A 26,330-nucleotide genomic window follows, 5' to 3' on the forward strand; every position below is an offset into this window, starting at 1 on the left:
GACTTGACACGTTCACGGGGCGCTGAGAAGCTTGAGTCGGCAAGGCTCAAGTCTTGCCTCAGGTACTTCGGTTGCGGGCCAGCAAGGGTCGAACCGGTATCCGGCCAGCTGATCCACGGGCCGCGCGGCACTCGCGTGCGGCCGGGGCCGCCGGCCGGGAGAAGGAGAACACACATGTCACGTGCAGTAGGAATCGACCTCGGCACCACCAACTCGGTCGTCGCGGTCCTCGAGGGCGGCGAGCCCACGGTCATCGCGAACGCGGAGGGTCTGCGCACCACTCCGTCGGTCGTCGCATTCACGAAAGACGGCGAGGTGCTCGTCGGCGAGACCGCGAAGCGCCAGGCCGTCACCAACGTCGACCGCACCATCGCGTCGGTCAAGCGCCACATGGGCACCGACTGGAAGACCGACGAGATCGACGGCAAGCAGTACACGCCGCAGGAGATCTCGGCGCGCATCCTGCAGAAGCTGAAGCGAGATGCAGAGCAGTACCTCGGCGACACGGTCACCGACGCCGTGATCACGGTGCCCGCGTACTTCAACGACGCCGAGCGCCAGGCCACGAAGGAGGCCGGCGAGATCGCGGGCCTCAACGTGCTCCGCATCATCAACGAGCCCACTGCGGCCGCGCTCGCGTACGGCCTCGACAAGGGCAAGGAGGACGAGCTCATCCTCGTCTTCGACCTCGGTGGCGGCACGTTCGACGTGTCCCTCCTCGAGGTGGGCAAGGACGACGACTTCTCGACCATCCAGGTCAAGGCAACCGCGGGTGACAACCGCCTCGGCGGCGACGACTGGGACCAGCGCATCGTCGACTGGCTCATCAAGAAGTTCAAGGAGTCGACCGGCGTCGACGTCTCGAACGACAAGATCGCCAAGCAGCGCCTGAAGGAGGCCGCTGAGCAGGCCAAGAAGGAACTGTCCTCGAACCTGAAGGCGTCCATCCAGCTGCCCTACCTCTCGCTCACCGAGAACGGCCCCGCGAACCTCGACGAGACGCTCACGCGCGCCGAGTTCGAGAACATGACGAGCGACCTGCTCGACCGCACGAAGAAGCCGTTCGAAGACGTCATCCGCGAGGCGGGCGTCAAGCTCTCCGACATCGCGCACGTCGTGCTCGTCGGTGGATCGACGCGCATGCCCGCGGTCAGCGAGCTCGTGAAGAAGGAGACCGGCCAGGAGCCCAACAAGGGCGTCAACCCCGATGAGGTCGTCGCCGTCGGCGCGGCCCTCCAGGCGGGCGTCCTCAAGGGCGAGCGCAAGGACGTGCTCCTGATCGACGTCACCCCCCTCAGCCTCGGCATCGAGACCAAGGGCGGCATCATGACGAAGCTCATCGAGCGCAACACGGCCATCCCGACCAAGCGCAGCGAGACCTTCACGACCGCCGACGACAACCAGCCGTCGGTCGCGATCCAGGTCTTCCAGGGCGAGCGCGAGTTCACCCGCGACAACAAGCCGCTCGGTACCTTCGAGCTCACCGGCATCGCGCCGGCGCCGCGGGGCATTCCGCAGATCGAGGTCACGTTCGACATCGACGCCAACGGCATCGTGCACGTGTCGGCGAAGGACAAGGGCACCGGCAAGGAGCAGCGCATGACGATCTCGGGCGGCTCGAGCCTCCCGAAGGACGACATCGAGCGCATGGTGCGCGAGGCCGAGGAGCACGCCGCCGAAGACAAGGCGCGTCGCGAGTCGGCTGAGACCCGCAACCAGGCCGAGCAGCTCGTCTACTCGATCGAGAAGCTGATCAAGGACAACGACGACAAGCTCCCCGCCGACGTAAAGTCCGAGGTACAGGGCGATGTCGACGCGCTGAAGACCGCGCTCGCGGGCGAAGACGACGACGCCGTGAAGTCGGCGTTCGAGAAGCTCAACGCATCGCAGGGCAAGCTCGGCGAGGCGATCTACGCGCAGAGCCAGGCCGACGCCTCCGCTCCGGCCGGCGAAGACGCGACGCCCACCGGTGAAGAGGCCGCGTCCGACGAAGACGTGGTCGACGCCGAGGTCATCGACGACGAAGAAGAGAAGAAGTAGCCATGTCAGGCAAGCACGAGAACGAGCCGGAAGGCCTCGATGACGAACTCATCGAGGCCGAGGGGCCCGATATCGAGACGCCAGAGGCTGAGACGGATGCCGCGGCATCCGCTGCCGGTGACGACGACGAGGTGCTCACGGTCGACGACATCCTGAACGCGGCGAACGCCGAGGTGCAGGATCCGAGCGACGAGCACCTCGCCGACCTCAAGCGCATCACCGCGGAGTACGCCAACTACCGCAAGCGCACCGAGGCGAACCGCGAGCTCGAGCGCGAGCGCGCCGTCGGTGCGGCCGTGGCCGTGCTGCTGCCCGTGCTCGACGACCTCGACCGGGCCGAGAAGCACGGCGACCTCGACGGAGACGCGCCGTTCGCGACCATCGCGGCGAAGCTGCGCGGCGCGGCCGAGAAGCTCGGCCTCACCTCGTTCGGCGAGGTCGGCGAGCCGTTCGACCCGCAGCGGCACGAGGCGATCTTCCAGCAGCCGGCCGACGACGTCGAGATCGACACGGTCGCCGACGTCGTCGAGACCGGGTACGCCCTCGGCGGCACGCTGCTCCGCGCAGCGAAGGTCGTCGTGAAGACCCCGCAGTAGTGCATCCGCCGGTCGGGTAGCGCGAAGCGCGTATCGAGACCCGTTCGAGGTCTCGAGACGCTCCTTCGTCGCTACTCGACCAGCGGGATCGCGTGCCCCGACAGACAGACCCGACTAGATTTCAGAAGAGGAGGTGCCGGTGGCCAGTCAGGATTGGTTCGACAAGGACTTCTACAAGGTGCTCGGCGTCTCCAAAGACGTGAGCGACGCAGACCTCAAGAAGACGTACCGCAAGCTCGCGCGCAAGTACCACCCCGACTCCAACCCCGGTGACGCTGCCGCCGAGGCGAAGTTCAAGGAGATCAGCGAGGCGCACTCCGTGCTCGCCGATCCCGAGCAGCGCAAGGAGTACGACGCCGTGCGGGCCATGGGCTCCGGCGCACGATTCACTGCGCCCGGCAGTGCCGGCGGCGCCGGCGGGTTCGAAGACGTCTTCGGCGGCATGTTCGGCCAGGGCGGCGGCGGTCGCGGCCAGTCCTACACGTTCCAGCAGGGCGGCGACTACGACGACCTGCTCGGCGGGCTCTTCGGCGGCGGCCGCTTCGGCCAGCCCACCGGCGGCTACCGCGGCGCCGGCGGGCCCACCAAGGGTCGGGATGTCACGGCGTCGACGACGCTCGACTTCGTCACGGCCACCAAGGGCGACCAGATCACCCTGCAGACCGCAGAGGGCAAGCCGATCACGGTGCGAATCCCGGCGGGTGTCGCCGACGGGCAGAAGATCCGACTGCGCGGCAAGGGTCAGCCCTCGCCCGACGGCGGCGAGCCCGGCGACATCGTGCTGACCGTGACGGTGCGCAAGCACCCGGTCTTCGAGCGCGACGGGCTGAACCTCAGGGTCACCGTGCCCGTCACCTTCACCGAGGCCGCCCTCGGCGCGACGATCCAGGTTCCGACCCTCGGCGGCGGCCCCGTCAAGCTGCGGGTCGCCCCCGGCACGCCGAGCGGCCGGGTCCTGCGCGTCAAGGGCCGCGGAGTCGAGACCCCGAAGGGCACCGGAGACCTGCTCGCGGTCGTGCAGGTCGCCGTTCCATCCCATCTCTCGAAGGAGGCGGAGGCGAAGCTCGAGGAGTTCGCCGCGCTGCTGCCCGACGAGAATCCCCGCGCCGACCTGCTCGCGAAGGCGAAGGGCTAGGCGGTGGAGATGAACGAGAGGAGCCCGCTCTTCGTCATCTCCGTCGCCGCCGAACTCGCGGGCATGCACCCCCAGACGCTGCGCCAGTACGACCGGCTCGGGCTCGTCTCACCGACCCGCACTGCGGGCAAGTCTCGGCGGTACTCGATGCACGACGTCGTGCAGTTGCGTGAGATCGCCCAGCTCTCGAGCGAGGGCGTGAGCCTCGAGGGCATCCGCCGGGTGCTCGGACTCGAAGACGAGGTGGCGACCCTGCGCGCCAGGGTGCGCGAACTCGAGGGCGCGCTCGCCGACGAGATGCTGAACCGGCCCGGCCGCCGGGTCTTCGCGGCAGGTTCGGCCGGTGAGGTCATCTCGCTGAGGGCCGGCACCCGCGCGCGCCGCGAGAACGCGGTCGTCGTGTGGCGTCCGCTGGAGCGCGAGTAGGCGCATCGCCTCGTCACGGGCCGCCGCTGAGCGGCTCTCCCGGTGGGCTATCGCACGAAATCGATATCAGCTACTGTGTGTCGGGTGGCCACGATCTACGATGTTGCAAAACGCGCGGGGGTTTCTCCCGCGACGGTTTCACGTTCGCTGAACAACCTGTACGTCTCGCCCGACAAGGTCGAGTCGATCCAGCGCGCAATCGACGAGCTCGAGTACACGCCGAACCGGCGGGCGCGATCGCTTCGCATGAAGAGCAACCAGGTGATCGCACTCATCATCCCCGACATCGAGAATCCCTACTTCACCGAGATGGCGAGGGGCGTCGAGGATGTCGCGCAGGAGGCGGGCCTCAGCGTGGTGCTCTGCAACTCCGATGACGACCCGGCGAAGGAGGCGACGTACCTCGACATCGTCCGGGCCGAGGACATGGCCGGACTGCTCCTGGCCACCTCGTCGGGGCAGCCCGACCTCGCCGCGGTCCGGAGGGGCGGGCGTCCGGTCGTCGCGGTCGACCGTGTCTTCCATGACGACATCGACGCGGTCGTGATGCCGAACCGCGCGGCGGGAACGCTGGCGACGACCGCACTGATCGAGGCCGGATTCCGCAGGATCGCGTGCATCACGGGCCCGGAGTCGATCGATACGGCGCGTGATCGCGCCGAGGGCTGGCAGCGGGCCATGCGCGACGCCGGCGTGCCGAGCGATGGGCTCCTGTACCACTCGGACTTCCGCGTCGACGGTGGTCGCGCAGCGATGGCCGAGCTGCTCGAGTCGCCGTCGCGACCCGATGCCGTCGTGGCGTCCAACAACCTGATCGCCGTCGGAGCGCTGCAGGAACTGCATGCACGGGGCCTCTCGACGAGCGGGTTCGGGGTGTCGGTCATCGGCTCGCTTCCGTACGTGCTCGGCCCGACCGACGACCTCTCCTTCGTCAGGCTCCCTGCCCGGCAGATGGGCATGTCGGCAGCGGCCATGCTCATCGATCGCATCAACGGCGATACCCAACCGGTGCGCACGGTCGAGCTGCGCGCCGACGTCGGAAGCCGTGTTCTTGACATTCCCGGAGCCGCGGAGTAAATTCCAAGAAATCGATTTCATCGCGCATCTTCAGCCGTGCATCGTGAAATCGATTACATCCCCCGGCGGCGATCCCGGCCGCACTGCACTGCGATGAAGGAGTGAATGTGAACACAGCATCCAAGACCCGATGGGCACCCACCGAGGGCGGGTCCCGTCGGGCTCGTCTCGCCGGGGTCGCCGCCGTGGCGGCAGCGGGCATCTTCGCGCTCGCTGGTTGCGCTCCGAGCTCCTCCGGTGACGCTGAGGCATCGGGCGGCGAGCTCACCTTCTCGAACTGGCAGTTCCTCGAAGACGGCAAGGGCCCGATCATCTGGGACGCCGTGAAGGACTACGACGGCCCCGACGGCGACACCTCGTTGACCAAGATCGAGATCCCCTTCGCGAACTACGCGGACAAGCTGAGCACCGAGCTCGGTGCGGGCGGCGGACCGGATGTCATGGTGCTCCAGGACAGCCAGTTCGTCACGCTCGCCGAGGCCGGTCTCCTCGAGCCGCTCGACGACATCGCCGACGAGCTCGGCGACTCGCTCAACGAGACCAACACGTCGGGGTACTTCCTCGACGCCCAGTACGGGTTCAACTGGGAGCGACCCACGTACTCGATGGTCTACAACAAGGACATCTTCACCGAGCTCGGACTCGAAGTCCCCGAGACATACGCGGAGTTCACCAGCGCGGCCGAGACCATCACCTCGGCGCTGGGCATCTCCGGGTTCGCCGGCCGGCACCAGACCGCCGAGATCGACGGCTGGACCCTCGAGATGGCCAACTGGCTCTACGGTTTCGGCGGCGAGCTCTCCGACGGTGACGAACTCACGATCGCGTCCGACGAGAACGTCGAGGCCGTCGAGGCGTTCCTCGAGACCTTCGGTTCCGGCGTCGCCCCGATCGGCGACGACGCCTCCACGTTCCGTGCCAAGTTCGGCCAGGGCCAGGTGGGCATCATGTTCGAGAACTCCGGCGTGGCGACCACCCTGACCTCGAACCCCGAGAACCTCATCAACGGATCCAACCTCGGCTCCGCCCCGCTGCCGTTCGAGAACCCCGGTGCCAACTCGCAGCTCGTGCTGGCCGTCAACGCCAACGGCGACAACGTGGAAGGCGCGAAGGACTTCGTGCGCTGGGTGCTCGGCGAAGAAGGACAGACCGCGATTCGCGCCGGTCTGGGTGCCTCCGCGATGGCGACCGACATCCAGCCCGACCCCGCCTTCCTCGAAGCGAACCCCTGGGCGCCGCAGTTCCTCGAGGCGGCCAAGACCTCCCGCTCGACCCTCGTCGAGGGATTCGAGACCGAGAGCAAGGTCGTCTGGCGCGAGTTCCTGACGGCGGTCGAGGGCCTTCGCACCAACGGCGGCGACGTGAAGCCGGCGCTCGAGAAGGTGCAGTCGATGCTCGAGAGCGAATTGGGCTGACGCCCGTTCGGGCGGGCGCCCACCCCCGGCGCCCGCCCGCGCACCTATCGGAAGGACTCACCGTGTCGGTCACCACTCCGCTCGCAGCGACCACTGAGGCTGCGCCGTCCAAGGGCGCGCCCCCACGAGGGCGTCGCCGCAGGGCTCCCGGGTTCGGGCGCTTCCTCGAGCGGTGGGGCGCGTATCTGTTCGTGCTCCCCGCGATCCTCTACCTGACCGTGCTGACGGTGTTCCCGCTCGTGCGCGGCATCATCCTCTCGTTCACGTCGACGAAACTCGTGAACCCGAGCGGCGGCCGGCCGGTGGGCTTCGAGAACTACGAGTACCTGCTCTCGAGCGAGCGCTTCTGGAACTCCGTGGTCACGACCCTGCTCTACACGCTGTTCACGGTCGTCTTCGCCGTCGTGATCGGCACGTGCGGTGCGCTGCTCCTGAACACGGCGTTCCGTGGCCGCGGCATCGTTCGTGCGGTGGTCACCATCCCATGGGCGGTGCCGACCGTGGCAGCGGCTCTCATCTTCGTGTGGATCTACAACAACGAAGCCGGCGTCCTGAACCGCGCGACCGGTGCGCTCGGCCTCGGTGAGCACGGATGGCTGATCGACCCGGCGTTCGGACTCTTCTCCGTCACGTTGGCCACCGTGTGGAAGGTCATGCCGCTCGTCATGCTCGTCATGCTGGCAGCGCTGCAGAGCGTGCCGCAGGAGCTGCGCGAAGCGACCTGGGTCGACGGCGCGAACCGCTGGCAGTCGTTCCGTGCCGTCACCCTTCCTCACATCACACCGACGATTCGCGTGATCACCCTGCTGATGACCATCTGGTCGATCAGGCGCTTCGAGATCATCTTCCTCATCACCGGCGGCGGCCCGCTCGACGCCACCAACACGCTCGTCGTGAACGTCTACCGCACGGCGTTCCAGGACCAGAACCTCGGTCGAGCGGCGGCCATCGGCGCCCTGGGTCTCGTGCTCTCTCTGCTGGTCACGATCGTCTACTTCATCCTCGAGCAGGTCCAAGAACGCAAGGAGGTCTCGCGATGACCACCAACATCGCCTCCGTGGCTCCCCGCGGCGCGGCCCCCAGAGCCCGTTCGACCTCGGTGCTCATGCGCATCGGCCGCGCCATCCTCATCACGCTGTTCGTCGTGTTCGCCGGCTTCCCGGTCTACTGGATGTTCGCGACGTCGCTCGGCACCGAGTCCTCCCTCTACGGCGAGGGCGGACAACCGCTGTGGCCCGAGATCGGCAACATCGGCCAGTGGGGTTCGTTCCTCACCGACGTGCCGATCATCGGATGGCTCGGCAACTCGTTCATCATCGCCACGGGCACGACGATCCTCAGCCTGCTCCTCGCGATCACCGCCGCCTATGCGCTCAGCCGCTACCGGTTCTACGGGCGCGGCGTCGCCGGCTTCATCTTCTTCAGCACGCAGATGCTGCCCGAGGCGCTCATCATCGTGCCGCTCTACGCGATCTTCGCGGGCGCAGGCCTCCTCAACGGGCACTTCGGCCTGATCCTCGCCGACACGGCCTTCGTGATGCCGGTCGCCATGTTCATCATCAAGGGCGGCATCGACAAGATTCCGTACGAGTTGGAGGAATCGGCGCGAATCGACGGCTGCTCGCGGGCCCGCATCCTGTTCACGATCGTGCTCCCGCTGATCTCGCCCAGCATCGCCGCGGCATCCGTCATCGCGTTCTTCGACGGCTGGAACGAGTTCATGTTCGCGAACACCTTCCTCTCGTCGTCGTCGCTCTGGACGGCGCCGGTCGGACTCGCCTCGTTCCTCGGGCAGTTCTACACCCCGATGAACCAGGTCATGTTCTCGGCGCTGCTCTTCGCGCTGCCGGCCATCGTGTTCTTCCTCTGGGCTCAACGGGGCATCGTCTCGGGCCTCACCTCCGGCGCGGTCAAGGGCTGACGCCGCCCCCTTCGATTGGAGCAGAAATGACGTTCGACCCATTGTTCTCAGTGCAGGGCCGCGTCGCCGTGGTCACCGGCGGCTTCGGGCAGATCGGCGCCGAGTTCGTGCGTGCGCTGCATGATCGAGGTGCCCGCGTCGTCGTGGCGTCCCGCACCGCCCGCGAAGACGCCGCGGCTGCGCTCGGCATCAGCGAGAACCAGCACGACGTCATGTCGGTGACGATGGACATCACCGACCCCGTCAGCGTGGAACGCGGCTTCGCACAGGTCGTCGAGGCGTGGGGCACGCCCACCATCCTCGTCAACAATGCGGGCCTCGACACGCAGCCGAGCGCTCCGCCCGAGGTCTCGGGGCCCTTCGAGCACTTCCCGGTCGAGGTGTTCCGAGAGGTCGTCGAGACCAATCTCGTCGGCACGTTCATCGTGACCCAGGTCGCCGGGCGCCTGATGCGGGAGGCGGGGCTCGAGGGCTCCATCATCAACATCGGGTCGATCTACGGCATGGGCTCGCCGGTGCAGGACATCTACGCCTATAAGGAGGAGACGACGGGGGTGCCGTTCATCAAGCCGGTCGCGTACTCCGCGGCGAAGTCGGGCGTCTACAACCTGACCCGCTACTGCGCGACGTACTGGGGCAGGAACGGCATCAGGGTGAACACGTTGACCCCGTCGGGCGTGCGTCGCGACACGCAGGATGCCACGTTCCAGGCGAACTACACCGCGCGCATGCCAATCGGGCGGATGGCCGAGGCCGACGAGTTCAACGGCGCGCTGGTGTTCCTCGCATCGGATGCTTCGCGCTACGTGACCGGCTCGAATCTCGTCGTCGACGGCGGATGGACCGCCTGGTGAGCGACGTGAGCGTAACGCCAGCCACGAACGGCACGAGCCCCACGAACGGCATCCTCGACGGTCGGCTCTTCGCCGCGCTCGTCACGCCGACCCGCAGCGACGAGTCGGTCGATCTCGACGCCTTCGCACGCCTCGCCGATTCCGACATCACCCGCGGCGTTGAGGGGCTCTACATCGGAGGCTCCTCCGGAGAGGGCCTCCTGCTCTCGGAGGCGGAGCGCGGCGAACTGACCCGTACGGCCGTCGAGGTCGCAGCCGGACGGGTGCCCGTCGTCACGCACGTCGGCGCGTTGTCGACGGGGGAGTCGCGACGACTCGCGCTCGCCGCCCAATCGGCGGGCGCCGCAGCCGTCTCCATGATCCCGCCGCCCTATTACCGGTACAGCACCGACGACGTGGCCGCGCACTTCCGCTCCGTCATCGACAGCATCGACGTGCCGTTCCTCGTGTACAACATCCCGCAGTTCACGGGCCTCGAGATCTCCGACGGCGGGTTCGAGTCGATCCTCGAGCTTCCGCAGGTGATCGGCGTCAAGCACACGTCGAACAACCTCTACGGTGCAGAGCGGATGCTGCAGCGCTACCCGCATCTCACGCTCGTGAACGGGTTCGACGAGATCTACCTCCCGGCGCTCTCGGTGGGTGCCCGCGGTGCGATCGGCACCACGGTCGGCATCCAGATCGAGCTCTTCCGGTCGTTGCGAGCGCGCTTCGAGCGCGGCGACATGGACGCGGCGCGGCTCGTGCAACGGCGAATCAACGACACTGTCGAGGCGATGGTGGCTGCCAACGTGTTCGGGGCGGCGAAGTTCATGAGCGGCAAGCGCGTCGGCGAGCTCGGGCACTGCCGCGCGCCACTGCCCAGGGTGTCGGATCGCGGCATCCACGATCTCGAGGCCGCCTGGACGCGGCTCCAGGCGGACGTCGAGGCGACCGCCGCCGAGGATGCGGCGGGCGCATGACCGCGGTGACCCTCGGCGTCGACATCGGCACGTCGAGCAGCAAGGGCGTGCTCGCCGACGCCGTCACGGGTGAGGTCTACGCCAGCGCGACGGTGCCGCACGAGGTCGATCGGCCCCGGTCCGGCTGGGTCGAGATGGATGCCCGCGTGTGGTGGGACGAGTTCGTGCGCATCGCGCGAACCCTGTTCGCCGAGGCTTCGAGCGCACGCGGTGCCGTCGATGTCGTCGCCGTCGGCGTCAGCGGCATGGGGCCGTGCGTGCTGCTCGCCGACGACGAGGGCGAGCCGGTCCGCCCCGCCATCCTGTACGGAGTCGACAGCCGCGCCACCGAGCAGATCGAGCGCATGACGCGCGAACTCGGCGCCGAGGAGATCACACGCATCGGCGGCTCGCCCCTCACGACGCAGGCCGGCGGGCCGAAGATCGCCTGGGTCGCCGAGGAGGAGCCCGGAGCATACGCCCGCGCCCGCCGGCTCTTCATGCCGGCGAGCTGGCTCGCGAGCCGGCTGACCGGCGAGTATGTGCTCGACCACCAGTCGGCGAGCCAGCTCTCGCCGCTCTACGACATCGAAGGCGAGCAGTGGCACGAGCCGTGGTGGCAGCGCTTCGCTCCCGGGCTCGAGGCGCCGGCGCTGCGCTGGGCGAACGAGTTCGCCGGAACCGTCACCACCGAAGCCGCCGCCGAGACCGGAATCCCTGTCGGCACACCGGTCACCGCCGGAACGATCGACGCCTGGAGTGAAGCGGTCAGTGTCGGCGCGCACGGCGACGGCGATCTCATGCTCATGTACGGCACGACGATGTTCCTGATCGCGACCGGCCGGCAGACCCTGCGCACTCCGTCGATGTGGACGACGGTCGGCGCGTTTCCCGGTACCCGCAACCTCGCCGGTGGGCTCGCGACCTCCGGCGCACTGACGGCATGGCTGAAAGACCTCACCGGGGCCGACTACCCCTCGCTGCTCGCGGAGGCGAGCGCCTCGGGCCCCGGGGCGAACGGCCTCCTGATGCTGCCGTACTTCGCGGGTGAGCGCACGCCGATCCTCGACCCCGATGCACGCGGCGTGATCGCCGGCCTCAGCCTGAGCCACACGCGCGGCGACCTCTACCGCGCGGCGCTCGAGGCCACCGCCTTCGGCGTGCGTCACAACGTCGAGACCATGGCCGCCGCCGGCGCGGACATCCGTCGCACCGTCGCGGTGGGCGGTGGCACCCGCGGCACGCTGTGGCTGCAGATCGTGTCCGATGTCACGGGGCTCGAGCAGCACGTGCCGCGCACGACGATCGGCGCGGCCTACGGTGCCGCCTTCCTCGCGGCGCAGGCGCTCGGCGCCGAGCCGGACATCGCGGAGTGGAACCCGATCGAGTCCGTCATCCGCCCGACGCCCGGGCACACGGCCCGATACGACGAGCTCTTCGACCACTATCACGACCTCTACGCCGGCACGGTGACCGTCACCCACGCCCTCGCCGCCCACCAGCGGGCGCAGCACCCGGCGCGCAGCTTCACGGAAGGAACCGCAGCATGACCACCTACACCCTCCCCGCCACGGACGAGCGGCCCAGCGCGCCCGAGAAGACGGCGTACCTGATCGCGAGCGGCGACCTGCGGGAGTCGGCCAATGCGGCCGGTTGGCCGACGCAGCGGCAGATGGAGGCGGACGTCACCGCCGCGTTCGCCGGGCTCGGCTGGACCGTGATCCGGGCCAACGAGGTCGACGAGTCCACTGGGCACGGCTTCATCTCGAGCCAGCGCATGGGCCTCGAGGTCTTCAAGCGGATTCCGGTGGACGCCCCCCTCATCGTGGCCGAGGCCGTGTGGCAGTACTCGCACCACGTGCTCGCCGGCCTCCGCACCCACCGCGGTCCGATCCTCACGGTGGCGAACTTCGCGGGCGACTGGCCCGGGCTCGTCGGGCTGCTGGGCCTGAACGCGGGCATGACCAAGATGGGCACCGAGTACTCGACGATCTGGTCGGTGGACTTCACCGACCAGTGGTTCCTCGACGGGATCGCCGAGTGGGTCGGCACGGGTCGCATCACGCACGACGACTCGCACGTGCGCCCGCTGCCCGAGCTCGCGGCATCCGCCGAACGCGAACTCGGCCGCGCGATCGCCGAACAGCTGCTGACCGACAAGGCCATCATCGGCGTCTTCGACGAGGGCTGCATGGGGATGTACAACGCGATCTTCGACGACGAGCTCGTGAACCCCCTCGGCATCTACAAGGAGCGGCTCTCGCAATCGGCGCTGTATGCCGAGATGCTCACGGTGCCGGATGCCGATGCCGATGCCGCGCTCGCGTGGCTCGTCGATCGCGGCATGGTGTTCAAGTTCGGCGATGACGAGGCGACCGAGCTCACCGAGTCTCAGGTGCGCTGGCAGTTGAAGATGTACATCGCTGCGCTGCGGATCTCCGACGACTTCGGGCTCGACGCCGTGGGCATCCAGTACCAGCAGGGCCTGAAGGACCTCGTGCCCGCCTCCGACCTGGCCGAGGGGCTGCTGAACTCCACCGAACGACCGCCGGTGCTCTCACGTGACGGCGCCCGCGAGCTCTTCGCGGGCCGCGCGTTCCCCCACTTCAACGAGGCCGACGAGGGCGTCGCCGTCGATGCGCTGATCACCGACCGCGTCTGGACGGCCATGGGACTCGTGCCCGACAACACCCTGCACGACGTGCGTTGGGGCGAGGAGTACGGCGGCCGGTTCGTGTGGGTGTACGAGATCTCGGGCTCGGTGCCCGGCTCGCACCTCGGCGGCTGGGATCAGGCTGAGGGCTGGCGGCAGGGACCGGTGTTCTTCCCGGCCGGTGGCGCGACCATCAACGGTGTCTCGAAGCCCGGCGAGGTGGTGCTCTCGCGCGTGTTCATCGCCGACGGGGTGCTGCAGGTCGACCTCTTCCGCGGCACGGTCGTCGAACTGCCCGCAGAGGAGACGCAGCGCCGCAAGGACGCCACGAACCCCGAGTGGCCGATCGCGCACGTCGTGCTGCACGAGGTCTCCCGCGACCAGTTCATGGCCCGCCACAAGGCGAACCACGCGCAACTCGTCTACGCGCCCGACGCGGAGACCGCCGACCGCGCGTTGCTCGCGAAGGCCGCCGTGTTTGATCGGCTCGGCGTTCGGGTCAACCTGATCGGTCAGGTGAACGTCGAGGGCTGAGCGGACCGGGTCAGCGCCCCCAGGCCGACGCCGGGGCCTCGATGACGTCGTAGGGCCGCGAACTCCAGTGCGTGCCGTACCCGTAGTGGCTCGAGGCCCAGGCCGACGCCCAGATCGCCTGCGCGGTGGCGTCGGCCGAATCGCCTCGCGCGAGCGCGGCGTCGACCTCGGGATAGCGACCCGACTGCAGGTTCTCGGCGGCGTAGTAGGCCGCTTCGACGAGGCTCGGGTAGCTGCCGAGGCCGGAGCCGCCGCCCGACCCCTGTCCATTGTTCAGCGGGTTGTTGCGGTTCCACCAGTTGTCGGCGCCGTTCTCCTGACGCATCCAGCGCATCATGAAGGTGACGTTCTCCTCGGTCAACGGCCAACCGCCCTCGATGAGCACGAGCTTGGCCCAGTCGACGTTCGTGCCGCCGGCGACGAGCGTCTGGGTGCCGGTGGTCGCGACGTAGGAATCGTGCGAGACGGTCGGCGCCGCGACATCCGGTGCGACCGTGAGATCCTGCGCCTCGCCGCGGTGCTGGCCGCTCGCGGCCGCGAAGGAGGCGAGGCCTGCGGGTTGCGGCAGCGGCGCGAGGGCGAGGCCCGCGAGCAGGCCGAGCACCGAGAGCACGGCGGCGGCGGCGAGCGATCGGCGGGGCGAGCTCGCCCGCGGCGACGCCTGGCGGCGGGGACGCGTCACGGGCGTCGCGACCTCATGTCGCGCCGCCCGTCGTCCCCCGGCTCGTGCGTCCTGCATGCGGACCCGAGGTTAGCAAACCCCGCCGAGAGCCGCACTCAGCGAATTCGGCCGTGATCAGGAGCACCGGCCCGGACGTCAGCGGATGCCGACGGTGGCGGCGACGGGGTTCGCCGCGAGGCGGCGTGCAAGCCGGCGCCGACGGAACCACTTGTCGCCCTCGACGACGACCAGCAGCACCATCGTGAGGCCGATGCAGCCGAGCCACTGCCAGCCCGTGAGCGAGACGGTGCCGAGCGCACGCTGCAGGAAGCCGATCTCCGTCGACGCGACGATAAGCAGCACCGGCCAGACGAGGATCTTGGCGACCGCCGCGATGGGCGCCAGCAGACCCGACTCGGGCGTGCGGCGCATGAGCAGGGCGCTCAGCACGGTGGCGAGTCCGAGCACGACGTAGGCCATCGTCATCGACGCGGTCGGTTCGACCGGGCTCGGTTCGTCGGGCCCCCAGAGGAGCGGCACGAGCGCGATCAGGAAGATGACGGCACCGTAGACGAGCCACTCGACGAGTGAGACCCGGTTGACGACGCCGATCTTCGGGTCACGCGGCGGGTGGTTCATGATGCCGGGCGGGTTCGCGTCGGCGGCGATCGCGAAGACCGCGAACAGCGCCACGAAGAAGTTGATGAACAGCACCTGGGCGGGGAACAGCGCGACGCCTTCGGCGATCGAGAACGCGCTCGCCGCCAGGAACAGCATGATCAGGCTGAGCAGCTGCGTCATCTGGAATCGCAGGTACGCCGTGATCTTCGAGTAGACGATGCGGCCGATCTCGACGGCATGCACGAGGGTCGCGAAGTTGTCGTCGGTGAGCACGAGTTTCGCGGCCTGCTTCGTCACCTCCGATCCCGAGCCCATCGCGACGCCGATGTTCGCCTGCTTGATGGCCGCGGCATCGTTCACGGCGTCGCCCGTCATGGCGACGATCGCGCCGTCGGCCTGCAGGAGGCCGACGAGTCGCAGCTTGTCGTCGGGCGTGACGCGGCCGAAAACGTGCAGGTCCGGCAGCCGCCGGCTGAGCTCCTCGTCGCTCATCTGCTTGAGGTCGGCTCCGCTCACGGCCCCGGTGCCGAGCCCGAGCTCGGCGCCGATCGCGCCCGCGGTGACGGCGTGGTCGCCCGTGATCATGCGCACGTCGATGCCGGCGTTGTGAGCGACCGCGACGGCGTCCTTCGCCTCCGTGCGCAGCGGGTCGACGATGCCGACGATGCCGATCAGCGACAGTTCAGCGACCCACGACATCGGGTCGGCTGCGATGCGGCCCTCGTCGGCGTCGTCGACGAACCGGGCGGCGATCGCGAGGGTGCGCAGGCCGGTCGCCGACATCCGCTCGAGCTCCGCAGTTGCGGCGTCGGATGCCACGGGCACGACCTCCCGCGTCTCACTGAGCATGGTCGTGCAACGTCCGAGCACGACGTCGGGCGCGCCCTTCACGATGAGCACGAGTCGCTGCTCTCCGCGGTAGGGGATGCGCTGCAGCGTCGCCATGAACTTGTAGTCGGAGTCGAACGGCACTTCGGCGAGGCGGGGGTAGTCCTTGCGCGCCTGGTCGGCATCGATGCCGAGCCTGGCGGCGAGCACGACGAGCGCCGCCTCGGTGGGGTCGCCGACCACGTCGCCGTCGGGCGAGACGGTCGCGTCGTTCGGCAGGCCGATCGCGAGCCCGAGGGTCGGCGCGTCGATCGGCTCGTCGGAGGTGCCCAGCACCGTGCCCTCGAACGAGTAGCCCTCGCCGGTGACCCGGTAGGTGTTGCCGCCGAACCAGGCGGTGCGCACGGTCATCATGTTCAGCGTCAGGGTGCCGGTCTTGTCGGAGCAGATCGCGCTCGTCGCGCCGAGCGTCTCGACGTCGTTCAGGGAGGTGACGATCGCACGTTCCTTCGCCAGCTTCGACGCGCCCCAGGCGAGCAGGCTCTGCACGAAGACCGGAAGGCCGGTCGGTATCGCCGAGATCGCGACGGCCGTGGCGAGGAAGAGCAGCTCGTCGAGGCTCTGTCCGCGCGCGAAGCCGATCAGCACGATGACGAGCACGGCGCTCCACGCGATGATGCCGAGCACCTTCGTGAGGCCGTCGAGCTCGAGCTGGAGCGGGGACTTCTTGTCGCCCACCTGCGAGAGCAGTGATGCGATGCGGCCCATCTGGGTGCGCATGCCGGTCTCGACGACGACGATGCGCGCCGTGCCGCGGGTGATCGACGTGTTCTGGAACACCATCGAGGTGCGGTCGGCGAGGGCGGTCCCTGCGGTGTTCTCGGCCGGTCCCTTCGGGATCGGCAGCGACTCGCCGGTGAGCGACGACTCCTGGGTCTCGAGGTTCGCCGATCGGAGGATCCGGCCGTCGGCAGGAGCGAGATCACCGGATTCCAGCTCGACGATGTCGCCCGGCACGAGCCCGGTCGCATCGATCTGGAGCAGCACCCCGTCGCGGATCACCCGCGCCTTCGGCGTCTGCAGCTTCGCGAGCGCGTCGACGCTGCGGCGGGCCTTCACCTCCTGCTGGGTGCCCGTGATCACGTTGAACAGCACCAGGACCGCCACGATGATGGCGGTCGTGACCTGCCCGATGAGGAGCGACACGATCGTCACCGCGATGAGCATGAGCGTCATGAGCTCGAGCACCTGGCTGAGCGCGATGCGCCAGACGCTCGGCGGCGGCGCACTCTGCAGGGCGTTGGGCCCGGCCTCGGCGAGGCGCCGTTCCGCCTCGGCGGCGGTCAGGCCGCGAGCGGCCTCGGTCTTCACCTGAACGACCACGTCGGCGGGGGCGAGCGCCCACCATTCGACGGCGTGCTCGTCCGGACTGATGTGCTGAGCTTCGATGGTCATGAGAACCCCCAGAAGTCGTGCCGACATTCGACAGGCTAGTGGGGCGGATGTCTCCAGCGGGAGAGGCATCCGAGATCAGTTCGACGCGCCGTACCCTTGGGGGATGTCCTTCGACTTCGACGCCCTGCGGCGCCATCCCGATGTCGAGGGCTCGGGGCTCGAGGCATCGGATGCCGCGGACCGTCTGATCCTCGACGAGGCCGCGGCGCTCATCGGCGAGGCGGGGCCGGGGGAGATCGTCGTCATCGACGACTCCTACGGGGCGCTCGCGCTCGCCGCGGCGGACGCCGGCGGCCGCGGTATCCGGGTGCACCAGGACCTCGTGACGGGGGAGCGGGCGCTCGCCTCGAACGCGGGCAGGCTCGGCTCCGACGGCAAGGTGCGCTCGCTCACGCTCGGGCCCGACCTCGTCTCGGGCGCGCGGCTCGTGCTCATGCGCCTGCCGCGATCGCTCGACCGGCTCGACGAGGTGTCGCAGCTCATCGCCGCGCACGCCGGCCCTGAGGTCGTGGTCGTCGCCGGCGGCAGGATCAAGCACATGTCGCTCGCGATGAACGACATGCTCGGGCAGAGCTTCGGGCGGCTCGACGTGAGCCGCGCCCGGCAGAAGTCTCGAGTGCTCTTCGCGCGCGAGCCCGTCGTGCGGCCGTCGTCCGACGGGCCGAGCTGGCCGCGGAGCGCTCGGCACGACGACCTCGGGCTCACGGTGGTCGCCCACGGCGGCGTCTTCGCCGGCACCGGGGTCGACATCGGCACCCGGTTCCTGCTCGCGCAGCTGGGCGACGCGGTTCCGGATGCCGCGACCGCCGTCGATCTCGCGTGCGGCACGGGCGTCGTGGCGTCGTGGCTTGCTCGGGCGCGTCCGGCGCTGCGGGTCACGGCGACCGATCGATCGGCGTCGGCCGCGGCATCCGCTCGGCTCACCGCCGAGGCCAACGGGGTCTCGGATCGGGTGCACGTCACCCGCGCCGACGGTCTCGAAGCGCTCACCGACGCGAGCGAGCGACTCATCGTGCTGAATCCGCCGTTCCACAGCGACGCGGCGATCTCGACCGGCATCGCCGCCCACCTCTTCGCCGACGCGGCGCGCGCGCTCGCACCCGGTGGCGAGCTGTGGTGCGTGTGGAACTCGCACCTGGGGTATCGCCCGCTCCTCGAACGCGTCGTGGGGCGCACCCGGCAGATCGCCCGGAATCCGAAGTTCACGGTGACGGCCTCGCGGCGGGCGGGATGACCGGAGAGGTGCCGGTCGTGACCGGCCCATCGCAGCGTGGCGCCCGGGAGGACGCGCGGCAGCTCACCGCGGTCGAGCTGGCCCTCGACCGCGGTGCGCATCGCCTGCTCGCAGGAGCGTCGGAGCGCGGCATCCGTGCCGGGTTCATCGAATTCCTCGTGTTCGGCGCCAAGCAGGCCTGGGCCTGCATCTTCGGCGCGGCACTGCTCGCCGCGATCGTCGCCGCGAGGCTCTGGTACCCCGACGACGCGGCGCTCGCGCGCAACGACGCGCTCACGATCGCCGCCGTCGTGATCCAGGTCGTGATGGTCGCGACGCGACTCGAGTCGGGGCGCGAACTCTGGGTCATCGTGCTCTTCCACCTCACGGGCACGGTCATGGAGATCTTCAAGACCGACGTCGGCTCGTGGTCGTACGACGGCGACGGCGTGCTGCGCATCGCAGGGGTGCCGCTCTTCACCGGCTTCATGTACGCGGCCGTCGGCTCGTACATGGTGCGCGTCTACCGGCTCTTCGACCTCGGATTCACGCGGTACCCCAGGCGATGGCTCACCGTGGTCGTGGCCGTCGCCATCTACGCGAACTTCTTCACCCACCACTTCATCGTCGACCTGCGCTGGGTGCTGGTCGCGGCGGTCGTCGTGGTGTGGTGGCCGACCGTGATGCACTTCCGCGTCTGGCGGCGCACCCCGCGCATGCCCGTGCTCGTGAGCTTCGTGCTCGTCGCCCTCTTCATCTGGTTCGCCGAGAACATCGCCACGTGGGCCGGCGCCTGGCTCTACCCCGACCAGCTCGACGGCTGGCACCTCGTGTCGCCGTCGAAACTCGTGTCGTGGTTCCTGCTGATGATCATCTCGGTCGTGCTCGTCACCCTCGTGTATCCGCCGCGTCCGCCACGAAGTTCTTCGGACAACTCTGCCGCGTCGTCATAGTGAAGCCCTATGGCGTTCATCCGATCTTTCGTACAACGCCACGCCCTCCGGTTCAGATAATGTCCGACGCGTGCGCTGTGTTCGCGCGCGTCAACGTCGACGCCGAGGAGGCCCCTGTGACCGAAACATCCGACAATCAGACGACGAAATCGAGGAATCGCCAGCTCACGAGCCGACGAGGGTTCCTCGGTGGAGCCGCCGTCGGAGCCGCTGCGGCACTCATCACGCAGGGCGGCCCCGCGGCTGCTGCTGATGAGAACCCCGTGCGCGTCGCCGTGCTCGAGTTCCGCGACCAGTGGACGAGCGCGACGGGTCTCACCCAGTTGTTCACGAAGGCCGGATGCACCGTGGTGCCGTTCGATCCCGCGAAGCCCGCCACCGAACAGGGCGTCGACCTCATCGCCTTCGGCAGCTTCACGAACAACGAGCCGACCTATGGGGCGTACATCACCGCCCAGGCCGCCTCGATCCAGGCGTTCGTCGCCGCGGGCGGCGTGCTGCTCGACATGGCCCAGTCCGACCAGTTCAACCCGACGGTCGGGTACCTGCCGGCGCCGCTCATGGCGAGCCGCAACGACTCCGACTACGACACGATCTTCCCCGTGGCGACCGATCACCCGCTCGTCGCCCACCTGCGCGTCGTCGACGGCAAGGTCTTCACCGGTCGCTCGACCCAGATCCGCGTCAGCTGGGAGTCGCTGCTCGACTGGCGGCAGATGCGGGTGCTGCTGAGCTGCCAGGCGGCCGGTCGCCCGCCCGCGATGCTCGAGGCCGCGCACGGCGCCGGCCGTTTCGTCATCACGAGCCTCACGATCGACAAGTGCTACAACGCCGCCGGCGCGGCCGTGCAGCCGGCGGGGGCGATCGCCGACAGCGAGATGTTCTTCACGGCGCTGACGGCCTACGTGCAGAGCGTCCGCGCGGGCACCGCGCCCGCGGTGCCGCCGACCCTGCAGGCCTTCGCCGGCCCGCTCGTCGGCGACACCGGCACCGAGCACGCCCGCATCCTCATCCGGCCGGGCAGCGACCTGCACGACCGCACGACGTGGGTGTGCACCTACTCGAGCGAGGGTGAGGACCCGCAGTCGGTCGAGGCCGACCTCTCGCCGTCCAACGACTCGACCGTGCTGTTCGACCTCGCCGGGCTGACCGCCGGCACGGCCTACACCTACTCGATCTCCCCTGCAGACGGGCCCATCCCCGGCCTGGATGTGGGCGGCTCGTTCTCGACGTCGACGCCGCACGACGAGCCGACCAAGCTCGTCATGGGCATGGGGTCGTGCGTCTGGACCGAGGCGAATCACATCTGGGATCGCATCATCGCCGAGGGGTGCAACGGCTTCGTCATGCTCGGCGACACCCCGTACATCGACAGCACGAACCTCGACGTCGCGCGCACCAAGCAGCGCGCCTTCCTCGAGCAGCCGCAGCTCACCGCGCTGACGAGCACGATGCCGACCTGGGCCACATGGGACGACCACGACTTCGGCGGCAACGACGTGCACGGAGACCTCGTCGGCAAGCGGAACAACCGCACGGCCCTCGTCGACTACCGGGCGAACGCGATCTTCGGGCACGACGCTGACGGCGAGCAGTTGACCGTACGCACCGAGGCCGGCGAGGGCATCTACAGCTCGTTCCGTCGCGGGCCGATCGAGGTGTTCCTGATCGACCCGCGGTGGTTCAGCCGGATTTCGCCGAGCTGGGCGGACCCTGCCAAGCAGACGGCGATCGGCGAGGTGCAGTGGGCCTGGCTGCAGGAGAAGCTCCTCGCGAGCACGGCGCCGTTCAAGGTGCTTGCGACCGGCATGATCTGGGACGACAAGCAGAACGCCGAGAGCGACGACTGGGGCACCTACGCGCACGAGCGCGACGCCATCCTCGACTTCGTCGCCGAGCACCGCATCTCGGGAGTCTTCCTCGTCGGCGGCGACATCCACGTGTCGCGAGCCCTGAACTACGGCCCTCGGGTCGGGTACGACCTCTGGCAGTTCATCGTGAGCCCGATGCACAGCTCGGTGATCCCGAGCCTCAACGTGCCGCACCCCTCGCTCGTGCACAGCGCGGTCGAGCCGCACGTGTTCCTGCGTCTCGAGGCCGACACCACCGTCGAGCCGGCGACGCTGAAGGCCACCTGGATCAACCGCGACGGCGTGCGGATCTTCGAGGTCGCGACCGACACCGACCAGCTCTCGCCGCAAGACGCATGGGTCGCGTTCGAGGGCGCGACCGAACTCGTGGCGGGCGAGGAGGGAGTCGTGACGACCTCGTTCACCAACAACTCGACCGAAGTGCTGACCGACATCTCGATGGCGCTGACGGTGCCGGAGGGATGGACCGCGGTCGCGTCGACCGACGCCGCGTTCGAGTCGCTGGCCGCCGGCGAGAAGGGCACCACCAGCTGGACGGTGACACCAGCGGCCGGCGCTCCCCAGCAGGCGTACCCGTTCACCGTCACCGGCGCGTTCACCTCCGCCGACGGCGCGGGCGAGGTCTCGTTCGACACCACCGTCGCCCTCCTGCCCGAGGGCACGCTCCCGCAGTCGCGACTGTCGATCGCGGGCGTCAGCAGCGACGAGAAGCCGGCGGATGCCGCGGAGAAGGCCATCGACGGCAGCGCCGAGAGCTTCTGGCACACGCGGTGGTCGACCAATCCCGCGAGCTACCCGCACTGGATCGCGATCGGACTGGGCGGCGAGCACACCGTCGACGGCATGACTTACCTGCCCCGGCAGGCGGGCACGAACGGCCGCATCAAGGACTACCAGGTCTTCCTCTCCCAGGACGGCGTCGCGTGGGGCGATCCGGTCGCGACCGGGTCCTTCACGATCGGTGCCGCCGCGACGCGCGTGAACTTCGCCGCCACCCCGGCGCGGTTCATCAAGCTCGTCGGCATCAACGCCCAGAACGGCCTCCAGTTCGGCGGCGCGGCCGAGGTCTCGGTGCACGGTCGCCGCGTGGCGGCCCCGTCGCTCGCGGTGGACGCGGTCGCCGAGTCGCGGGTCCTCGGCGGGAAGGCCTACATCGCGGTCAAGGTGACGAACCGCGAGAGCGCGCCGGTGTCGGTCGAGCTCACGTCGGCGTTCGGCACGAAGTCGTTCGCCTCCGTGGCGCCGGGCAGGAGCGCCACGCACACCTTCTCGGTGCGCGCGGCGAGCGTCGCGGCGGGCACGGTCGCGGCACGCGTGACGGGCACGGCGAACGGTGCGCCGGTGACCGTGGTGCTCTCGGCGCCGTACACCGCGGCGCCCTGATCCAGGCGCCCTGATCCAGGCGCCCTGATCCAGGCGCGCTGACGACCGCGCCGGAAGAGCGGCGCCGTGCCCTGACCGGCGAGTCGGCCGGACGGAGTCCCCGCGGGGTTCCGTCCGGCCAGTCGTCATGTCAGGCTTGGGAGATGACACTGACCCTCGAGCAGCTCGACACCGACGAGGCGCTTCGCGCCGCGGTGGAGCTGCCGTGGCGCACGGTCGTGTGGGACGACCCGGTGAACCTCATGACGTACGTGAGCTACGTCTTCCGCAGCTACTTCGGCCTCCCGCGTGCCGAGGCCGAGCGGCTCATGCTGCTCGTGCACACCGAGGGCCGCGCCATCGTCGCCACCGGCAACCGTGAAGCCATGGAGCGTCATGCGCAGGCCATGCACGGCTATGGCCTGCAGGCCACCGTCGAGCGGGCCGAGCCGTGATCGTCGCGGGACTGGGCGGCGGCGAGGGCGTTCGCATCGTGCTCGAGACCGAAGAGGCGATGCTGCTCTCCGAGCTCGCCGACCAGGTCGACTCGGTGCTGCTCCTCGGCGAGGCCGACGACCCCGCGCTCGGCCGCCTGCTGCCGAACGCATACCCCGACGACCACGACGCCGCTCACGACTACACCAGGTACACCCGCGACAGCCTCGTCGACGGCAAGCGCCAGGCAGCCCAGCGCGTGCGCGACGCCACCGCCGTCGAGGAGCACGGCGGAGTCGTGCAGATCGAGCTCGATCAGTCGGAGGCCTGGGGCTGGCTCACCTTCCTCACCGACCTGCGGCTCATCCTCGCCGAGCGGGTCGGCATCGTCGACGAAGACGAGGCCGACGCCGACGAGACGCGCGACGACTACCTCAGGGCGGCCTACGAATGGGCCGGGTTCGTGCAGGGCTCGATGCTCGAGGTGCTCGACCCCATCAAGGGCTGAACGCGCAGGGCGGGTCGTCAAGGGCTGAGCGCGCAGGGCGGGTCGTTCGCGGGCGACCGGCCCGATCGCTGGCATGCTGATGCCGAATCACCACGCCGCCGGCGAGGCCGGGACCGCGCGCGGTGCACATCTCGAGGAGCGCCAGTGAGCCGCAACACCACCACCTTCGACGCCCCGCCTGCATCGCCGATCGCGATCGCTCCGTCGTCGATCCGACGTGTGCTGCGGCATCCGGCGGCCACGGCCGAGTCGCTCGAATCGATCGCCCTCCTCATCGGAGCCGCGGTGTTCGTCATCGGCGGACTCGTCGCCTGGTTCATGTTCCTGGGCCGGAACCTGCCGATCGCCGGCCAGGGCTCGCTCGGCGAGTTCGTCGGCTTCGGCTCGGCGATCGCCACGCTCATCGCCTTCCTGCTCGGCCGTCTCGCGCTGCGCACGCGGAGCGCGGCCGGCTTCGCCGACTCCGTGCTGCCGGGTCTCGACGCCCCGGGCGCGCGCATCCACTGGTTCGATCTCACCGCCATCGCACTGGCCCATGCCTTCATCGCGCTGCTCGGCTGGATCGGGCTCGCCGACCTGCTCGAGCAGAGCTTCCAGGGCGCGGTCGTCTTCACGATCCCCGGGGCCGTGCTCGCGGGCGTCGGCATGGCTGTCACGGCCTATGCCGTGTTCCTCTCGGCTGCGCACCTGACGCCGATGCTGCTCTCGTTCGTGCTCGCCCTCTTCCTCGTGGTGGGCGCGCTCGCGAGCATGCTGAGCTCGAGCGATCCGCTCTGGTGGCAGAAGAACCTGAGCGCGCTCGGCATGACGAACGACATCTCGGCGCTCGCCTTCAACCTGACCCTCATCATCGCGGGCGTGATCGTCACGACGATCGCGCGGTACGCGACGGCCGCGGTGCCGACCGCGACGCGCGCCGAGCTGCGGGGCCGCACGATCGTGCGCGTCGGCATGATCCTCCTCGGGATCTTCCTCGCGTGCGTCGGCATCTTCCCGGTGGATCAGTTCTTCCTGGTGCACAACACGGTGGCGACGGGCATGACGATCGCCTTCGCCGTGCTCGTCATCGGGTTGCGATGGTTCATCCCGTCGATGCCGAAGGTGTTCATCCTGCTCGGCTACGTCTATGTCGGTGTGATCGTGATGCTCGCGATCTTCTTCGCGACGGGGTACTACAACCTCACCGCGGTCGAGCTCGTCGCGGCGGTGCTGATCTTCAGCTGGATCATCGTCTTCCTCCGCAACACCGGGGCCATGCACGGACCTTCCGCCTCGGATGCCGCGGCGACGCCGATCGCGGATGTGTCACGGGTGACGGCGCCGCAGGCGTAGGCATCGAACCTCGCGCGGCCCATGCCGTTGCGGCGGGGCCGTGAGGTCGATCGCGTCCGGTCAGGCGATACGGGTGATCGCGGGGAAGGCGTAGCTCTGATCCAGGATCGAACCGTCGGGCTCGTACATGCGCAGCACTGGGCGGAAGTCGCCGGCCGGTGCGGGCAGCCAGTTCGCCCGTGCCGTCGAGTTCGTCGGTTCGGTGTGACTGATCGTGATGACGAGAGACCCGTCGTCCTCGTACACGATGCCCGGCGTCCGGTCCCCGATCGAGTACCGGTCGATGGGGTTGTCGACCATGAAGAAGTTCGGCACGTCGTACATCGTCAACGACCAGAACGCCCCGACCGGCGGCGTCGGATCCAAGTGCAGCGTGTACGTGCGAGCCCCGGTGAGCTGTTCACCCCGGTCGTCGACGTAGGTCATGATGTATGCCGCCTCGTAGGCGTGGTTGCCCCAGAGTCCGCCGGCCGCGGCGGCGGCGCGCTCGACGATCCGCATCTTCGGGTCGGCGATCTTGAAGGCCGGGTCATCGAGCGCGCCGACCTGGAAGTAGTCGAGGTTGTAGTCGAATGCGTGGAAGGTCAGCTTCCACCCGTTCACGACCGGGCTGGAGCCCCCGGAGTGGAGCACCTTCTGCAGCACCGCCTGACCGTGCGTGTACCCCGAAGCGAGGGCCTGCGTCACTGCCTCGGCGGTCTCGGTGACGGGGCGGGCGGAGTCGTTGATCCCGAGCGGCGAGAGGCTTGCCTGGAGCGACTGGTCGCGCTCGGCCCCGGGGAACGATTGACTCCAGAGCCGCAGCTTGTCGAAGAACAGGAGCGCTTCCGAGTCGGACGCCGCCGGCCGCGGGAGGCCCTGCGCCGTCGCGCCGTGGTCGAGCGGGGTCAGCGTCGTGGCGTCCTGCAGCGCGGCCACGGCGATGAGATCGTCCTCTCCGGCGCAGGCCCACCTGCCCACGATGGAGGCGACTCGCGTCGGGAACTCGATGACCGTCGCCCCAGCGGGAGCATCGCCGGCCCAACCCCGCGGGACCAGCAGGAAGTCACCGGCCGCGGTGCCGGTCGCCCGGTGGCCGACGTAGGCGAAATTATCCGTCCAGGCATCCACGAACTGCAGCACGTAGTACCGGCCCGCCGTGTCGGGCACATGCAGCAGCACTGGTCCGACGCCGAGGTCGAGCTGCGCCATCGAGTACACGGTGTCGTTGTTGATCGTGACGAACGTGTCCGCAGGTCCGGCCATCTTCCGGGCATGGCTGAACGAGTTGAACGGGGCCGCCGGGTTCGCGCCGATCCCCTCGTTCACGTACCGCAGCACCTGGTCGAGATTGAAGACCAACGGGAAGCCATACACGTATGCTTCGGTCGAGAGCGCGGTGAGATCGGAATCCGGCATGTTCTCCCCTTGGTGGTCGTCGAACCAGCCTATCTGCGCGGCCGGCAGTCGGCCCGGCACCCGGGTACGCGAAGAGGGTCGGATGCCGAAGCATCCGACCC

At 69.0% G+C, this 26,330-nt stretch carries 21 protein-coding genes; 18 read left to right on the plus strand and 3 right to left on the minus strand.

Annotated features, from left to right (window positions below):
- The first annotated feature begins 174 nt into the window (after positions 1-174).
- From dnaK to ESP57_RS11435, 12 genes are all read left to right on the plus strand, one after another.
- Positions 175-2,040: a molecular chaperone DnaK gene (dnaK, locus tag ESP57_RS11380; protein ID WP_129231601.1), complete on the plus strand. Its 1,866-nt coding sequence runs from the start codon at positions 175-177 to the stop codon at positions 2,038-2,040.
- A 2-nt stretch (positions 2,041-2,042) separates the two neighbouring features.
- Positions 2,043-2,636, plus strand: a complete 594-nt coding sequence (locus ESP57_RS11385; RefSeq protein WP_056007382.1) for a nucleotide exchange factor GrpE — start codon at positions 2,043-2,045, stop codon at positions 2,634-2,636.
- A gap of 139 nt (positions 2,637-2,775) precedes the next feature.
- Complete coding sequence (locus tag ESP57_RS11390) at positions 2,776-3,771, plus strand: DnaJ C-terminal domain-containing protein (protein WP_129231602.1); 996 nt, start codon at positions 2,776-2,778, stop codon at positions 3,769-3,771.
- Between the two features lie 9 nt (positions 3,772-3,780).
- Positions 3,781-4,197 (plus strand): heat shock protein transcriptional repressor HspR, encoded by a 417-nt coding sequence (locus tag ESP57_RS11395; protein WP_129231603.1) that lies wholly within the window; start codon positions 3,781-3,783, stop codon positions 4,195-4,197.
- Between the two features lie 84 nt (positions 4,198-4,281).
- Complete coding sequence (locus ESP57_RS11400) at positions 4,282-5,274, plus strand: LacI family DNA-binding transcriptional regulator (RefSeq protein WP_129231604.1); 993 nt, start codon at positions 4,282-4,284, stop codon at positions 5,272-5,274.
- 107 nt (positions 5,275-5,381) lie between these two features.
- Entirely contained in the window at positions 5,382-6,689 is a 1,308-nt protein-coding gene (locus ESP57_RS11405) for an ABC transporter substrate-binding protein (protein ID WP_165877449.1), read from the plus strand.
- Positions 6,690-6,751: 62 nt separating this feature from the next.
- A complete protein-coding gene (locus ESP57_RS11410; protein WP_129231606.1) occupies positions 6,752-7,729 on the plus strand; it encodes a carbohydrate ABC transporter permease in 978 nt (325 codons plus the stop codon).
- Positions 7,726-8,610, plus strand: a complete 885-nt coding sequence (locus tag ESP57_RS11415) for a carbohydrate ABC transporter permease (protein WP_199470644.1) — start codon at positions 7,726-7,728, stop codon at positions 8,608-8,610. Before ESP57_RS11410 ends, ESP57_RS11415 begins: the two co-directional genes overlap by 4 nt.
- Positions 8,611-8,636: 26 nt before the next feature.
- On the plus strand, positions 8,637-9,464 hold the full coding sequence (locus tag ESP57_RS11420; RefSeq protein ID WP_129231607.1) for an SDR family oxidoreductase: 828 nt from the start codon (positions 8,637-8,639) through the stop codon (positions 9,462-9,464).
- 5 nt (positions 9,465-9,469) lie between these two features.
- The gene (locus ESP57_RS11425) at positions 9,470-10,426 is read left to right on the plus strand and encodes a dihydrodipicolinate synthase family protein (protein WP_165877450.1); all 957 of its coding nucleotides are present in this window, start codon (positions 9,470-9,472) and stop codon (positions 10,424-10,426) included.
- On the plus strand, positions 10,423-11,955 hold the full coding sequence (locus ESP57_RS11430) for an FGGY-family carbohydrate kinase (RefSeq protein WP_129231609.1): 1,533 nt from the start codon (positions 10,423-10,425) through the stop codon (positions 11,953-11,955). The genes ESP57_RS11425 and ESP57_RS11430 overlap by 4 nt, the downstream gene beginning before the upstream one ends.
- On the plus strand, positions 11,952-13,592 hold the full coding sequence (locus ESP57_RS11435; protein WP_129231610.1) for a fucose isomerase: 1,641 nt from the start codon (positions 11,952-11,954) through the stop codon (positions 13,590-13,592). The genes ESP57_RS11430 and ESP57_RS11435 overlap by 4 nt, the downstream gene beginning before the upstream one ends.
- A 10-nt stretch (positions 13,593-13,602) precedes the next feature.
- Here the strand turns inward: ESP57_RS11435 and ESP57_RS11440 are convergent, their stop codons facing one another.
- Positions 13,603-14,331, minus strand: coding sequence for a hypothetical protein (locus ESP57_RS11440; protein ID WP_243648488.1), 729 nt, complete (start codon positions 14,329-14,331; stop codon positions 13,603-13,605).
- 78 nt (positions 14,332-14,409) lie between these two features.
- Positions 14,410-17,157, minus strand: coding sequence for a cation-translocating P-type ATPase (locus tag ESP57_RS11445; RefSeq protein ID WP_056007390.1), 2,748 nt, complete (start codon positions 17,155-17,157; stop codon positions 14,410-14,412).
- A 103-nt stretch (positions 17,158-17,260) separates the two neighbouring features.
- Here ESP57_RS11445 and ESP57_RS11450 point away from each other — a divergent pair, with 103 nt between their 5' ends.
- The 6 genes from ESP57_RS11450 (at position 17,261) to ESP57_RS11475 (ending at position 24,831) form a co-directional block, all read left to right on the plus strand.
- Positions 17,261-18,391, plus strand: a complete 1,131-nt coding sequence (locus tag ESP57_RS11450) for a class I SAM-dependent methyltransferase (protein ID WP_129231611.1) — start codon at positions 17,261-17,263, stop codon at positions 18,389-18,391.
- A 17-nt stretch (positions 18,392-18,408) separates the two neighbouring features.
- The gene (locus tag ESP57_RS11455) at positions 18,409-19,323 is read left to right on the plus strand and encodes a DUF817 domain-containing protein (RefSeq protein WP_243648489.1); all 915 of its coding nucleotides are present in this window, start codon (positions 18,409-18,411) and stop codon (positions 19,321-19,323) included.
- A 116-nt stretch (positions 19,324-19,439) separates the two neighbouring features.
- Positions 19,440-22,577, plus strand: a complete 3,138-nt coding sequence (locus tag ESP57_RS11460) for an alkaline phosphatase D family protein (protein ID WP_243648490.1) — start codon at positions 19,440-19,442, stop codon at positions 22,575-22,577.
- A 143-nt stretch (positions 22,578-22,720) separates the two neighbouring features.
- Positions 22,721-23,011 carry an ATP-dependent Clp protease adapter ClpS gene (clpS, locus tag ESP57_RS11465; protein ID WP_056007397.1) on the plus strand — a complete coding sequence of 97 codons (291 nt, stop codon included), beginning with the start codon at positions 22,721-22,723 and terminating at the stop codon, positions 23,009-23,011.
- A complete protein-coding gene (locus ESP57_RS11470; RefSeq protein WP_056007400.1) occupies positions 23,008-23,499 on the plus strand; it encodes a DUF2017 family protein in 492 nt (163 codons plus the stop codon). The genes clpS and ESP57_RS11470 overlap by 4 nt, the downstream gene beginning before the upstream one ends.
- A gap of 144 nt (positions 23,500-23,643) precedes the next feature.
- The gene (locus tag ESP57_RS11475) at positions 23,644-24,831 is read left to right on the plus strand and encodes a DUF998 domain-containing protein (protein WP_243648491.1); all 1,188 of its coding nucleotides are present in this window, start codon (positions 23,644-23,646) and stop codon (positions 24,829-24,831) included.
- A gap of 60 nt (positions 24,832-24,891) precedes the next feature.
- On the opposite strand, the gene ESP57_RS11480 is transcribed toward ESP57_RS11475, so the two are convergent.
- The gene (locus tag ESP57_RS11480; RefSeq protein WP_129231614.1) at positions 24,892-26,229 is read right to left on the minus strand and encodes a DUF1254 domain-containing protein; all 1,338 of its coding nucleotides are present in this window, start codon (positions 26,227-26,229) and stop codon (positions 24,892-24,894) included.
- Positions 26,230-26,330: the final 101 nt, after the last annotated feature.

Origin of the sequence: Agromyces fucosus (assembly GCF_004134865.1) — a bacterium.
Classification (GTDB): Bacteria; Actinomycetota; Actinomycetes; order Actinomycetales; family Microbacteriaceae; genus Agromyces; species Agromyces fucosus.